8 protein-coding genes are annotated in these 15,458 nt (G+C 27.6%); 7 read left to right on the top strand and 1 reads right to left on the bottom strand.

Annotation, left to right across the window (positions count from 1 at the left end; genetic code table 11):
- Positions 1-355: 355 nt before the first annotated feature.
- Entirely contained in the window at positions 356-1,717 is a 1,362-nt protein-coding gene (locus BHYOB78_RS10960) for an MATE family efflux transporter (RefSeq protein ID WP_020064601.1), read from the top strand.
- 2 nt (positions 1,718-1,719) lie between these two features.
- Here BHYOB78_RS10960 and BHYOB78_RS10955 read toward each other — a convergent pair whose 3' ends face one another.
- On the bottom strand, positions 1,720-2,811 hold the full coding sequence (locus BHYOB78_RS10955; protein WP_020064600.1) for an FkbM family methyltransferase: 1,092 nt from the start codon (positions 2,809-2,811) through the stop codon (positions 1,720-1,722).
- Between the two features lie 411 nt (positions 2,812-3,222).
- On the opposite strand from BHYOB78_RS10955, the gene ileS reads away from it, so the two are divergent.
- From ileS to BHYOB78_RS10925, 6 genes are all read left to right on the top strand, one after another.
- Positions 3,223-5,994 carry an isoleucine--tRNA ligase gene (gene ileS, locus BHYOB78_RS10950; RefSeq protein WP_020064932.1) on the top strand — a complete coding sequence of 924 codons (2,772 nt, stop codon included), beginning with the start codon at positions 3,223-3,225 and terminating at the stop codon, positions 5,992-5,994.
- Between the two features lie 130 nt (positions 5,995-6,124).
- Positions 6,125-7,810 carry an AAA family ATPase gene (locus tag BHYOB78_RS10945; protein ID WP_020064933.1) on the top strand — a complete coding sequence of 562 codons (1,686 nt, stop codon included), beginning with the start codon at positions 6,125-6,127 and terminating at the stop codon, positions 7,808-7,810.
- Between the two features lie 2 nt (positions 7,811-7,812).
- Positions 7,813-8,661, top strand: a complete 849-nt coding sequence (locus BHYOB78_RS10940; protein ID WP_020064934.1) for a DNA adenine methylase — start codon at positions 7,813-7,815, stop codon at positions 8,659-8,661.
- 921 nt (positions 8,662-9,582) lie between these two features.
- On the top strand, positions 9,583-12,597 hold the full coding sequence (locus BHYOB78_RS10935) for an Eco57I restriction-modification methylase domain-containing protein (RefSeq protein WP_020064935.1): 3,015 nt from the start codon (positions 9,583-9,585) through the stop codon (positions 12,595-12,597).
- A gap of 441 nt (positions 12,598-13,038) precedes the next feature.
- Positions 13,039-13,821 (top strand): RES family NAD+ phosphorylase, encoded by a 783-nt coding sequence (locus BHYOB78_RS10930; RefSeq protein WP_020064936.1) that lies wholly within the window; start codon positions 13,039-13,041, stop codon positions 13,819-13,821.
- Between the two features lie 41 nt (positions 13,822-13,862).
- A complete protein-coding gene (locus BHYOB78_RS10925; RefSeq protein WP_020064937.1) occupies positions 13,863-14,819 on the top strand; it encodes an LAPAL motif-containing putative phage structural protein in 957 nt (318 codons plus the stop codon).
- Positions 14,820-15,458: the final 639 nt, after the last annotated feature.

The following is a 15,458-nucleotide window of genomic DNA, read 5'->3' as shown; positions in this document are numbered from 1 at the left end:
TGGCTGGGTATGTAATAAAGTTTTAAAATTTAATTACATTTGCCCGCCCTTTATATTTTTTAATCTCATTTGTCACTTTTGTATTAATTTTCTTTTTATTTAGACTGCGATTATAACGCCCACCCAAGAGTTATTTAAATTTTTAATATTTATACCGCACGATGAGTGCATTTTTTATATAAGATTATTGAATAATATAATTTACATTAAATAAGAAATCTATTTACCGTGCGTTTAATTTTATAAATATGTAAGTTAATATAAAAAATAATTTTGTTTTTACTATTCAATTAATTGTTATTTGGTTTATAATATGATGATAAGTTTAATTAAATAATAGGTGTTAAAAATATAAATGGCTAATCATATAGGAACAGATCTCACAGAAGCAAAAGTTGTTCCAACATTATTAAAACTGCTTATACCAATATTGCTTTCTAATATGCTTAATGTTGTATATAATATAGTAGATAGTATTTGGATAGGTAATATTATAGGACCTCTTGGACTTTCAGCAGTTGCAGTAAGCTTTCCAATAATGCTTATAATGGGTTCTTTTGCTTTCGGTGTTAATATGGCTAATGGTGTTATAGTTTCGCAGTATTACGGAGCTAAAGATTATGATACTGTAAGCCATGTTATAAAAGTATCTACTACTTTGGGAGTTATAATATTAGTTACTGTTGGAGCTTTAATGCTCATATTCTCAAGAACTATACTTGTAATGATGAAAACTCCAGAGAATGCTATGGATATGGCATTAATATATTTAAGGATATCTATTTTAGGCATGCCATTTGCCTATACTTACTTTTTTATTTCTTCTATATTAAGAGCTGTAGGTGATACTGTAAGGCCATTAATATTTTTGATTGTATCATCTATAATTAATATAATATTAGATCCTATACTTATAAAAGGTTTTTGGATAATACCGGCAATGGGACTTCAAGGGGCAGCTATTGCTACGGTAATTTCTCAATTTACTTCTGTATTGATAAGCACAACATATCTTAGAATAAAAAACAGTTTTATAAGAATCAATCCTTTTATATTTACATTCGATTTGAATATGACTAAAAAAATACTTAAATTGGGAATACCAATTTCATTCAATCAGTTTATAGTAGCTTTCGGATGGTTAGTAATTACAAGATTAATAAGCAGTTTCGGAGAAGCTGCAAGTGCAACTGTGGCTATTGTTAATAGGGTAGAGTCGCTTTTTATAATGCCTATGGGTGCTTTGGGAAATGCTGTTATGACAATGTCGGCACAGAATATCGGGGCTAAAAAATTAGAAAGGGTAAAAGAAATTCTAAAAAGCGGAATCGTTATAGGAATTATAATTTCTTCTATTATGAGTATATTTTCAATAACTAATCCTTATCTTCTTATAAGAATGTTTACAAAAGATACTCAGGTTTTTGAATATGCAAGAAGCTATATTTATACTATAATGCCTATATTTATTTTTTATTCTATGATGTTTGTATGTAACGGAGTTATAAACGGAGCAGGCAAGACTATAGTTATTATGGCTTTTGCAACATCAACAACTTTAATTTTAAGAACTATTTTAGCTTATGCATTATCTCCTCATTTTGAGCTTATAGGTATCTGGCTTTCTATGGGTATATGCTATATAATAAATACTTTCTTCAGTATGTTTTATTTAAAATCCAACAAATGGCAGAAAAATGCTAATATTACTTTATAAGATTATATAACTTCAGCTATAAGTAGTGTTCCAGTAATGGAATGGAATTCGCTTCCTTTTTTTATTGAAAATTTATATCCCAAATTCCAACTTTCTATCATAGGTTTTATTTCAAAGAAATCTTCATAGCTATGATAAATACTAATAATTAATGTGGGTTTTTGTTTTTTTATGGTATTAATTGCACCTTTTAAAAAAGGCTGCTCAAATCCTTCTAAATCAGTTTTTATTAATCCAACTTCTATATTATTATCTTCAACAAATTTATCCAATGTAACCATATCAAATTCTAATTTATTATCATTATCCAGTATTTTGTCATTAAAGAAGGAATAAGTTCCAGATATAGAAGCCATTACAGATTTATTTTCATCTCCTAAAGCTAAACATACAGGTACTATATTATCTTTTTTATTAATTTTTATGACTTCATTCATTATATTAATATTTTCTATAACAGGTTCAAACGCATAAACCTTATCATTGGTATATTCAGATAATACTAATGCTGTATCTCCAATCCAAGCTCCAGCATCTATTATTGCCTTACTTTTAAAATAAGTATGGTTTTTTAGAGTATCTATGAACATTCTATCATAGAAATTAATAATTTCAAAAAACTTTGATCCTATTAATATGTATTTATCATCATAAATATATTTATCATTATCCATAGATTTTATTTTTTTATTATGTTCATTTTCTACTTTGGTTAGTTTATTAAATTCTTCTTCATCAATATAAGTTTTATTATAAAAAGATTTATAAATTAAATTATCTATTAATTTTATATCGTCATTATTCAATCCATTTGTTAATTTATCATATATATTTTTAAAATCGAAATGGTTTATGAAATAGTTATCAGTATATCTTTTTTTTGTTTCTAGTATGTATAAAATAATTTCCCTTATAGCATCTCTAAGATTTCTGAATGGAATATACCAAACTAATTTGTTTACAGTATCTTTTATTTTATTAATGTCTTTATATATATTTGGTGTTTCTATGAAATCTATAATTTCTATAGCGTAATTTCTCATTTTTTTATATGGAATATATTTTAATATTTTATAAAATGGTTTGTCACTCATATATTAATATCCTAAATAAATTTGTATCATCTTTTTAGGTAAAAGATATTTTTTAATAGAAAAAATATATTGATATATAGAATACTTAAGAAAGTATGTGAGCTGTGAGCTGTGAGCTGTGAGCTGTGAGCTGTGAGCTGTGAGCTGTGAGCTGTGAGCTGTGAGCTGTGAGCTGTGAGCTGTGAGCTGTGAGCTGTGAGCTGTGAGCTGTGAGCTGTGAGCTGTGAGCTGTGAGCTGTGTGAATTTTATATTTCTCATATAATTAATATTATCACTATTGTATTTTTATGTCAATATTTTATTAATTAGAAATAGTTTAAATATTTTTGCATAATAACAACTTGTAAAATTCCTACTTATAGTATAGAATTGAATATCTTTATAAAAATTAAAAATGGAGCAAAAATAAGATGGATTATAGTTCTACTATCAATTTGCCTAAAACTGCTTTTCCTATGAAAGCTGGTTTAAAGGAAAAAGAGCCCAAAATAATAAAAAAATGGGAAGAAGAAAAACTTTATCAACAACTTAGAGAATTAAGAAAAGGTGCTCCTAAATGTATTTTACATGATGGACCGCCTTATGCGAATGGAGACATTCATATTGGAACATCATTGAATAAAATTATTAAAGATATTATTGTAAGATATAAATCTGCTAAAGGTTTTGATTCTCCTTATGTTCCTGGTTGGGATTGTCATGGTATGCCTATAGAATTAAAGGTGCAGGAGAGTTTAGGAGATAAATATAAAGAAACTTCTAAATTTATAATGAGAAAAAAATGCCGTGCTTATGCTCAGAAATATATTGATATTCAAAGAAAAGAGTTTAAAAGACTTGGTGTAATGGGAGATTGGGAAAATCCTTATCTTACTATGTCTCCTGAATATGAATCTGAAATAGTTGAAGTATTTGCACAATTAGTAGAGAAGGGTTACATATATAAAGGCTTAAGAACTATTCACTGGTGTATGGATTGTGAAACTGCATTGGCTGCTGCTGAAATAGAATATGACGACAATCATACTTCTACAAGCGTTTATGTAAGATTCCCTGTATTAAATAAAATCAATGATAAATTAGATGGTAATGTTGATGTTATGATATGGACTACTACTCCTTGGACATTGCCTTCAAATATGGCTTGTGCTTTCAATAGAGACTTAGAATATGTTGCTGTTGAAATAGACGGAAGATATGCAATAATGACAACTTCTTTAGTTGATACTGTTCTATCTAAAAAAGACATGAAAGCAGAAGGCAGAGAAATGATTCCTGTATCTATGGAAGAAATTGAAAAACTTGAAATAGCTCACCCATTCATAAAAGATAGAAAATCTGCTGTTGTATTTGCTGATTATGTTGAGGCTACTGCAGGTACTGGTATTGTTCACACAGCACCTGGTCATGGTATGGAAGACTATCAAACTGGTATGAATTACGGACTTGAAATATATTGTCCTGTAGATAAAGCTGGAAGATATACAAGCGATTTCCCAGAAATGCAGGGAATGAAAGTAAGAGATGCAAATCCTAAAGTAGTAGAGATACTTGAAAATAATGGTTCATTATACCATAAAGAAAAAGTTACTCACAGTTATCCTATTTGTTGGAGATGTAAAAATCCATTGATATTCAGAGCTACTTCTCAGTGGTTTATGAATATGACACATGATAATATAGATAAAAGAACAGTTAAAGCTTTAGATAATATTAAATGGTATCCAACTTGGGGACATGATAGAATGCAGAAAATGCTTGAAAATCGTCCTGACTGGTGTTTATCAAGACAGCGTTCTTGGGGAGTTCCTATACCTGCATTCTATTGTAAGAACTGCGGAAAAACTTTATTAACTGCTGAATCTACAAGACATTTTGCTGAAATAGTAAAAACTAAAGGAATGGATGTTTGGTTTGAATTAGAGGCTAAAGACTTACTTCCTGAAGGCACTAAATGTGAATGCGGAAGCTGTGATTTTGATAAAGAGCAAGATATTTTGGACGTTTGGTTCGATTCTGGTGTATCATCTTTTGCTGCACAGAAAACTAATAAAGATTTAGACGGAGTTTTCCCTGTTGATATATATTTAGAGGGAGGCGACCAATACAGAGGTTGGTTCCAAGCTGCAATTTGGCCTTCTATGGCTATAAGAGGAATACCTCCATACAAAGAGCTTGTAACTCATGGTTGGACTTTAGACGAACAGGGCAGAGCTATGCATAAGAGTGCAGGCAATGTTGTTTCACCTTTAGAAGTTATTGACAAATATGGTGCTGATATATTAAGACTTTGGTGTATAAGTGAGGACTTCACTCACAATGCACGTGTTGGCGATAACATGATGAAGGCTATTGCTGACAATTATAGAAAAATAAGAAACACTTTCAGGTATTTGTTAGGAAATATTTCTGATTTTGATTTCACTAAAGAAAAGATTGAAGTTAAAGATTTACTTCCTGTAGACAGATATGCTTTATCAAGACTTCATAGTTTTATAAAAGTTGCTGAGAAGGCTTGCGATGGTTATGAGTTCCATTTATTCTATCAAAGACTTATAAATTACTGTGTTGTTGAGCTTTCTGCTACTTATTTTGACATTATCAAAGACAGATTATACTGTGATAGAAAAGATTCTATTTCAAGAAGAAGTGCTCAGACTGTACTTGTTGAAATATTAGATGTATTAGTAAAAATAATAGCTCCAGTACTTCCTTTTACAACTGATGAGGTTTGGGGATACTACAAAGGAGAAAATGCTTCTTCTGTACATTTAGAGTTATATCCTAAAGCTGATGACAATTTAATTGATTTAGAGTTAGAAAAAGAATGGGCTTCAATTCTTAAAGTACGCGATGATGTATTATTATCACTTGAAAGAGCTAGAGATAATAGCACAATAGGTAAATCTTTAGAGGCTTATGTAACAATATGCACTAAAGAGCCAGCAACTAAAGAATTGCTTACTAAATATGAAAAATATTTAAACGAGATATTCATTGTAAGTAAAGTAACACTTTCTGACAGCAAGGACGATACATTTATAGAGGGCGGCGTTTCTTTCGTTAAGACAGAGAAAGCTAGTCATGAAAAATGCGTACGCTGTTGGGGACATTATGACAGTGTAGGAACAGACAGCGAGCATAAAGAGTTATGTACTAGATGTGCTGAGGCAGTGAGATAAAAATACAAAAATAATTAATATTTAAATATTACAAAAGGGCAGCTATGAATAATGGCTGCCTTTTTTGTTTTATTGACAACTGTATTTTGAAAGTATATAATATTGAATATATTTTTAGTAGGTATAGATTATGGGGCTAAAATTAGAATTTATAAAATATCGAAAATTTGAAAATATAACTTTTGAATTTAATAAAAACATAAATATAATAGCTGGTGTTAATGGAACCTGCAAATCATCATTATTATATGTTATTAGTAATTCATTTAAAAAAATAGATAAAAATTTTGAATATTTAAAAGATAAACAATTTATTACAATAACAAATAAAATTACTAAAGAGATAAACCCTAAATTAGAAAAGCTAGTTAAAAATTCTAAATATTATAATGATCCTGCTAAAAATACAAAAGGTATTTTATACAATATTATATCTAATAATAAATTAGGATTTAGAAAACATAATTCTAAAAAAGCAAATAGATATGCAGTAAAGCCATATTATAAAATAAAAAATAAGGAATCCTTAGAATATAAATTTATAATTTATCTTGGTTTATCTAGGTTATTACCTTATGGTGAATACTATGATGATAGTTTAATAAGTAAAATTAATGTTGATTTACCAGAAAAATATAAAAATTCTATAAAAGAATTATATAAAGAATTTACAAATTTTGATATAGATTATCAATATAATGAAGTCGTTTCTAATATAAAAAATAGAGGAGATTTTTATACAAATATTGAAGGTATTGATTCTAATACAATATCTGCTGGAGAAGATAATTTATTTATAGTACTTCAGTCTTTAGTATCATTTGAGTATTACTATGATAGTTTAAATAAAGATTATATAGATAAAGAAGAATTTGTATCTATATTTTTGATAGACGAACTAGATGCAACATTACACCCAAATTATCAGAATAAATTATTAGATAAATTAGAGGAATATTCTAAGAAATATAAAATTAAAGTAATATTTACTACTCATAGTTTATCATTAATAGAATATTCTTTAGATAAAAAAGAACAAATTAATATAATTTATCTACAAGATAAAAATAATAAAGTTGATAAATTAGATAATTCAAATATTTATAAAATGAAACAGCATCTTTTGAATATTGGTAGAAAGAAAATGTTTGAAAATGTTAGAATTAATATTTTTACTGAAGATGAAGAAGCTAGAATATTTTTAAATATTTTATTTGATTTTTTTGAGAAAAAATACGGAGATTCATTTTCCTATATAAGAGATAAATTTTTTTTATTAGAAATGTCAATAGGTTCAAGTAATCTAGCAAAACTTTTTAATAAAGAAAATTTTCAAAATGAACATTATTTGGGTATATGCATACTTGATGGTGATCAAGAAAATGATATAAAAGATAAGCGTGGAAATTGTATATTATGTTTGCCAGGTGGTAAATCTCCTGAAAAACTATTTTTTGAATATATTGAAGTGATAATAAATAATTATGAATCATATAGTACAAAGTGTAATATATCACAAGAATATTCTAAAGATGATTTAAAAGAAATTTTTAATTCATATAAAAATATACAATTAAAAAAAGTAGAAGAAAAATCTAAAAATAATTCATCTAAAGGTGTAGAGAGAGAAGAATTAAAAAAACATTTTAATAGATATGAAAAACATTATAAATATTTTTTTGAGTTATGGATAAAAGAAAACGAAGAAGAAGTTAATAAATTTTATAAAGAATTAAATGTATTATTTAAAAAAGTTGCTCATTTTTTTGGTATAGATAGAAATGAGTGGAATATAGAAGATAATAAAGGAGATTAATTATGCCAGAAATAGTATCTCCTTTAAGATATCCAGGTGGAAAAAGTTTTTTTTATGATTATGTAAAAAAACTTATATTACATAATAATTTAATAGGAAAAACTTATTTAGAACCTTTTGCAGGTGGAGCTGGAATTGCTTTAAAACTTTTACTAAATAATGATGTTGAAAAAATTATTATTAATGATTTTGATATATCTATATATGCTTTTTGGTATAGCGTTATTAATTATTCAGATGCTATGTGTGATAAAATTTATCATACTAAAATTGATATTAAAGAATGGAATAAGCAAAAAGAAATTTATAATAATCAGAATGCTAATAATTTATTTGACTTAGGATTTGCAACATTTTTTTTGAATAGAACTAATGTTTCTGGAATTATTAAGGCAGGAATTATTGGAGGTAAAAAACAACTTGGTAATTATAAAATTGATTCTAGATTTAATAAAGATAAACTTATTGATAAAATACAGAATATATCAAAAGAAAAGAATAGAATTATATTATATAATTTGGATGCTATAGATTTATTAAAAAATAGAAATATAAAAAGATATAAAAATATTTTTATTAATTTTGATCCGCCATATTTTTTGAAAGGTAAAGAATTATATAAAAATTTTTATAAAGATAAGGATCATATTAATTTAAATAATGTCATAGATTCTATAAATTATAAATGGATAGTCACTTATGATGTATCTGATTTTATATTTTCATTATATAATAAATATAGAAAAAGTTATTTAGATTTATTCTATAATATAAATAAAAAAGTTAAATCAAAAGAATATATTTTTTTTAGTGACAATTTATATTTACCAGATAATATTACATTAATTTAACGTCAATATATTTCTTACTTGTATCTAGTTGTAAAATCTGTATTTCTAGTGGTTAATAAAGTAAATTTAAAAAATTATTTATGGGTTAGCTTTTTAGTTAGTTTTATTGTTTGATGTTGTGTAATCAGCCGCATACCTGACGGTACTTCCTTCGGTTGCGTATAATTGACTGTTTGTAAGGAGTTGCAGTGCCATGCGGGAATGGTGCCGACTGTAGGGAGTGCGTTAGCTAGGCTAGTAGTGCGGGGGGCACAAAGTGTACCCGTATGGTAAAGCTAGTAGTTTATTTGATGTTGGGGTTGATTTTCTACTTATATTTAGTTGCAAAATGTGTGGTTTGGGTGTATTGCAGTATAAAGTTATAATGTAGGTATTTTATATTATAAAAGTCGATAGTTAATCAATTATATTTCTCAAATGTTGTGCTATAAAAAATGGTATCTTTCATTGAATATTTAAGTAAAATTTTGTATACTATATAAAAGTGTATATTTATTTTATAGTTTAATGAGAGTATTGCGTTTAAAGTTTATTTTTTATATTTGAACGTTACAAAAATAAAATTATTAAAAGTGGTGGTGGCTGGATGCTATCTGCCTTTGTAGTGTCCACTGTCCGCCTACGGAGAAATATTGCATTTTGAAGTTAAAACTAGGGTATTACCCACATTTAATGCATATTTTTAAAATATTAAACTGTAGTATTTGCGTTTTTTGCTACTTTGACGAAGTCCGCAGAGCGTGTGCAACAAAAAAGTAGATAACATTTATATAAAGTGCATAAGTTGATAAAATATAATTGTTTAGGTATATATAAAAATATGAAGGTTTTATTATATGGTTTTGTTGGTTTATATGGATTAAAAATTATATAATAAAAGTAAATTTATAAATAAAATTATTAAAAGTAATGGGGGACATTATGTATAGTAAAGAAGAAGTTTATAAAAAAGTTGAAGAGTTAGTTATTAAGTTTAGGAATAACAAGGATCAGTATACAAATAAAAATTATAATGAAACGGAGACTAGAAGGGATTTTTTGGATCCGTTCTTTGAGGCGTTCGGTTGGGACGTTTCTAATAGGGCAGGTAAATCGCAGACTTATCGTGATGTAATTCATGAAGATAAGGTGAAAGTTGGAAAGGAAACTAAAGCTCCTGATTATGCATTTCGTATTGGGGGGAATAGGGTTTTCTTTGTGGAGGCGAAAAAGCCCGGTGTTAATCTTAAAGAGGACAGTTTGCCTGCTTTTCAGCTTAGGAGGTATGGTTGGAGTGCCAAGCTTGGTATAAGTTTTCTTACTGATTTTGAGGAGCTTGCTGTTTATGACTGCACTAGAAAGCCAAATGTTAATGATAAGGCTTCTACTGCTAGGATTGAGTATATTCATTTTGAGGATTATCTTAATAGATTTGATTTTCTTTATGAGATACTTAATAAAGAGAGAATTGAACAGGGTTCGCTTGAAAAATATATTGCAGGTACTTCAAACAAAAAAGGTACTGAAAGTGTTGATATTGATTTTCTTAATTCACTTGATAGTTTAAGGACTAAGCTTGCATCTAATATTGCGAAGCTTAATAAAAATTTATCTGTACGCGATTTGAATTATGCGGTTCAGCAGATTATTGACAGGATTATATTTTTGAGGGCGGCTGAAGACAGAGGCATTGAGGAGTATGGGGATTTAAAAAAGACTTGTGAAAATAAGGATGAGAGTTTTTATGGTAATCTTTTAAAAATTTTTGAGAAAGCTGACGGCAGGTATAATTCGGGGCTGTTTGATTTTTCTAAAGACAGTATTAGCAGCAGTATTGAGATTGATAATAAAGTAATAAAAGAGATTATTAATGAGCTTTATTATCCTTTGAGTCCTTATGAGTTTTCTGTGATATCGGTTGAGATAATAGGGAATGCTTATGAGCAGTTTTTGGGTAAGACTATCACTATAGGGAAGAATCATAGTGCGAAGATAGAATTAAAACCAGAGGTGCGTAAGGCAGGAGGGGTTTATTATACACCTGAGTATATAGTTGATTATATAGTAGCGAATACAGTTGGGGAGGCTATAAAGGGGAAGAAGCCTGAGGAGATAGCGAATATAAAAATATTGGATCCAGCTTGCGGCAGCGGAAGTTTTTTACTTGGGGCGTATAAATATTTACTTAATTATCATATTGAATATTACAACAAGATAAAGGACAGGGCGAAGTTTAAGGGATCAAAAGAAGATGTAATAAAAGAGAATGGGGATTTAACAATTTGGATAAAGAAGCAGATATTACGCAACAATATATTTGGAGTGGACATAGACAGCAATGCGGTAGAGGTAACGAAATTATCATTACTTATGAAATGTTTGGAGGGGGAGAGTCCAGCGTCAATACAGAACAATCAGGATTTATTTAATGAGCGAGCTTTACCGTCATTGGAGGACAATATCAAATGCGGTAATAGTTTAATAGGCAATGATTTTTACGAGAGCCATCTCGATTTGGATGATGACACTTTATATAAAATTAACTGTTTCGATTGGAATTCTAAGTTTAGGGATATAATGAAAGCAGGGGGCTTTGATGTAGTAATTGGAAACCCTCCTTATGTAAAAATTCAGACAATGGCAGAATCAAGCCCATTAACTGTAGATGCATTAAAACAAACTTATAAAAGTGCAAACAGTGGTAATATAGATATTTATTTATGTTTTGTTGAAAAAGCTTTTCAGTTATTAAAGCCTACAGGTGAAATGGGATATATTTTACCTCATAAGTTTTTTAAAGTAGATATGGGAGAGAATTTAAGAGAAATAATATCTAATAGAAAGGCATTAAAAAAAGTTGTGTATTTTGGTGAGAATCAAATATTTAATAATGCTACTACATATACTTGTTTATTATTTTTATCTAATGAAGAACAAAATGATTTTAAATTATTAAGATTTGATGAAAATGTAGATATAAAAGAAAAATTGTTTGAATCTACTTTTGAAACTTTTCCTATTAGTATAATAACAAAAGATAATTGGAATTTTTATGATAATGATACTTTGTCTATAATAGAGAAATTAAAAAATTATAAAATAGTTTTAAAAGATATAACAAAAAAAATATTTCAAGGTATAGCTACAAGTGCAGACGATATTTATGTTTTACAAGGCGGGGAAGAAAATAATGGAATTGTAAAAACTTATTCAAAGTCATTAGATAAAGAAATTGAAATAGAAAGAGGATTTATAAAACCATTTCTATTGGGTAAAGATTTAAAAAGGTATACTGATGTACAACCAATTCGTTGGGTAATTTTTCCGTATAATATAAATTTAAATCCTGCTGTATTATATTCTCAAAAAGAAATAAAAGAGCAGTTTCCAAAGGCTTGGGAATATTTGCAAGAAAATAGAAAAGAATTAGAAAATAGAGAAAGGGGAAGAATGAAAAATGATAAATTTTATGCTTATATATACCCGAAAAGTTTAAATGAATTTGAGCATAAAAAAATTTCTTTTCCTGATATTAATATGAGAATGCAGGCTGTGATTGATGATAAAAATTTATATCATACAACTACAATTTACAGTATTGTATTTAATGAAAAGGCTATATATAACATCAATGTTTATATGGGAATTTTTAATAGTAAGTTATTTACTTATTATGTTAAGAAAACAGGTACTATATTAAGAGGTAATACAACAAGGTTTAAACCTCAATATATAAATGATTTTCCTATTCCAGATATTGATAAAAATACAGAAGAAAATTTAATTAAGCTCGTTGACAACATCATTGACTTAAACAAAAAACTTTCCTCCGAGAAGAACCCTAACACTATTGAGATGCTTAACACGCGTATTCAGGCGGTGGACAAGGCTATTGATAAGATTGTGTATGCTTTGTATGGGCTTAATGATGAGGAGATAAAGATTATTGAGGGTTAGTTCTTTGTAAAAGAAAGCAAACTTTTTTCCATGTTCTTTTTTTGCTTTCTCAAAAAAAGAACCTTATGTCCTCGCTTTGCTCGGACACGCTACGCGAAAAAGCATTTCTTTTTAATAAAAATTGTGAGCGTCTGGCAAGTTTACTTGACAGAGCTTCAAAGCGAACAATTTTTATTTGTAATAAGAAAAAGAAACAAAAAACATTTACAATCTTGAGGTATAACTCTTTATTTCTGGTATTGAGTTATACTTCTTTTTTCTTACGCCATAGGCGGACTTCGTCAAAAGAAGCAAAAAAAATTTTATTAAGTTTATGGCTCGGGCTGTTAGCCCCTTGTTTAGAAGTTAAGGGTATATATAGTGGGTTGATAATTTTATATATAAATTTATAATTTGAATTATATAAATTAAGTAAAGATTTTTAAAGGATTAAATCTAAATATGGAAGAAGACAATAAAAATAATATTAATGAAATATGGGCAATTGCTATTGTTTTATTATATTTTAGATATGAAAGAATAGTTGATTTTGAAGATTTTAAAAAAGAAATAATTTATAATAATAGGTTTTTTCCAAAACATAACATAATAGATGTTGTCAAAAAACAAGCTTTAAATTATAAATTTATCTTAAAAAAAGATGCTGAATTATATCGTAGTAGAATATTCAAAGATGATTTTAGTAAACAAGAAGTTAATGGAGATGAAATAGTTGGTTATGATGAAAAAAATTCTATGGCACCAAATCCAGAAATAGCAAAAGCAGGTAGGGCAAATCCTGAAAAAATTAGTTACTTATACACATCTGAAGATATAAATACAAGTATAAAAGAAGTTAGACCAATGATATGCAGTTTTGTAAGTGTAGCTGAAATAAAAACTTTATGTGATTTAACATTATTTGATATTTCAAATTTTAAATCAACTAACAATGATAATGTAAAAGTTAATGAATTTTTTTCTCTTAATTATGGATTTTCAGCTATAAATCATGGAAATGATATTGATTATATACCAACTCAATATATTGCAGAATTATTAAAAAATCTTGGATTTGATGGCATTAAATTTGAAAGTTCTTTAAATAAAGGAGGTATAAATATTACTTTATTTAATCATCAAGATACTTGTAAGTTTATAAAATCTAAATTATATTTTATATCTGATATTGATGTAAAATATTCTAGTAATATTGAAGAATTTGTAAATGATTTAAAAATATAATAATTTTTTATTGTTAATATATTATAGTGAAGAGGATTAAAATGGATAATAGTGATATTAGTACTAGTTGTTTAAAACTTATATATGATGGTGAAGCATTAAATAATAATGAAATGTTAGCTGATGATTTAATTTTAATACTTAAATCAATAAATAATTTATTTAAAGAAATTAATTCAGAAATAAATGAAGATAATACCGATGTAGATGTAAAAATTAAGGCTAATTTTCATAAAGGTTGTTTTGGTATAGAAATTATAATAATTGTAAAAATTATTCTTGATTTATTCAATAATGATATTGTATCTGCGTTTATTAATGCAAAAGATATGATAGTTTTTTTACAAAATTTATTTAATTTTATAAAATATACAAAAGGAAAAAAAGTTCAAGAAGATAATTTTATATTTGAAAATGGAAAGTTATGTATTAATAATTTAGAAAATTCAAATATCTGGTTTGAGTATGATGAAGAAAAAATAGAAACTGCTAAAGAAAAGGAAACAAAAATAAAAAAAACATATAAATTATATACAAATAATTCTATAAGAAAAGATGTAGAAAATATGATATCTATTATTAATAGAAAAGGTATAGATACATTACAAATGGAATATAATAATGTTATTAAAGATATAGCAGATAAAAATAATATTGATTTTTTTAAAGCACCTCCAAAAGTTAATATTGATATCATTTCTGATAATAGAATAGAAGCTATTTTTGATATAAAAACTTTATCATTTGAAAATAAATATAAATGGAAATTACATAATGATACATTGGGTTCAATTAATATAAAAGTTGAAGATGAAAGTTTTTTAAAAAATATTGATAGTAATATAGAAAAATTTTCAAAAGAAGATCAATTAAAAGTAAGATTGCGTATAGAAAAGATAGTAACAAAAAATAATAAAGAAAGATCCGTTTATTTTATAGAAAAAGTTATTAAGCATATAAAGAATAAAGAAAAATTATTACCTTTTGATGATTTATAAATTATTTTTTTGATGTTGGGTAATCAGCCGCATACCCTTCGGGTACTTCCTTCGGTCGCTTACATTGTACTTGCTGTAATGGTGAGCGTTACCGTGCGGAATGCCCCTACGGCGAGTAGTGCGGAAGCTACGGCGAGTGGTTCAAATGGCTAGATTGTTGGGGTTGGGAAAGTCAACTTTTTTCGTAGTCTTTAAAAAAATTTATATTTTCGGGCTTATTGTTTAAAAAAATTCTGTTTAACTTTAAAGGGCGGGTTTGGGTGGGTAATAATGAAAATTTAAAAAAATTTCTTTTTCTGCTTTTCTGTATTTCCTCGCTACGCTCGGTCAGGGGGTAGGTAATAAGGTAAATTTCAAAAAAATTATTTCTGGGTTAGCTTTTTAGTTATTTGTTTGATGTTGGGTAATAAACCGCACATATATTGTACTTGCTGTAATGGTGAGTGTTACCGTGCGGAAAGCCCCCGACCGTAGGGAGTGCGTTAGCTAGGCGAGTAGTGGGTAATCAGCCGCACTTACAGAGGTCTATCCGTAATGGGTTGCAGTACCGTGCGGGATGCCCGTATGGCGAGTAGTGCGTTAGCTAGGTGAGTGGTTCAAATGGCTAGATTGTTGGGGTTGGGAAAGTCAACTTTTTTC

The sequence above is a fragment of the Brachyspira hyodysenteriae ATCC 27164 genome (genome assembly GCF_001676785.2).
In the GTDB taxonomy this organism is placed as follows: Bacteria; Spirochaetota; Brachyspiria; order Brachyspirales; family Brachyspiraceae; genus Brachyspira; species Brachyspira hyodysenteriae.
This window is presented reverse-complemented; position numbering and strand designations above follow the sequence as displayed.

Coding starts and splice junctions, on each gene's coding strand:
- BHYOB78_RS10960 (WP_020064601.1), top strand. CDS start 356: ATGGCTAATCATATAGGAACAGATCTCACAGAAGCAAAAGTTGTTCCA.
- BHYOB78_RS10955 (WP_020064600.1), bottom strand. CDS start 2,811: ATGAGTGACAAACCATTTTATAAAATATTAAAATATATTCCATATAAA.
- ileS (WP_020064932.1), top strand. CDS start 3,223: ATGGATTATAGTTCTACTATCAATTTGCCTAAAACTGCTTTTCCTATG.
- BHYOB78_RS10945 (WP_020064933.1), top strand. CDS start 6,125: ATGGGGCTAAAATTAGAATTTATAAAATATCGAAAATTTGAAAATATA.
- BHYOB78_RS10940 (WP_020064934.1), top strand. CDS start 7,813: ATGCCAGAAATAGTATCTCCTTTAAGATATCCAGGTGGAAAAAGTTTT.
- BHYOB78_RS10935 (WP_020064935.1), top strand. CDS start 9,583: ATGTATAGTAAAGAAGAAGTTTATAAAAAAGTTGAAGAGTTAGTTATT.
- BHYOB78_RS10930 (WP_020064936.1), top strand. CDS start 13,039: ATGGAAGAAGACAATAAAAATAATATTAATGAAATATGGGCAATTGCT.
- BHYOB78_RS10925 (WP_020064937.1), top strand. CDS start 13,863: ATGGATAATAGTGATATTAGTACTAGTTGTTTAAAACTTATATATGAT.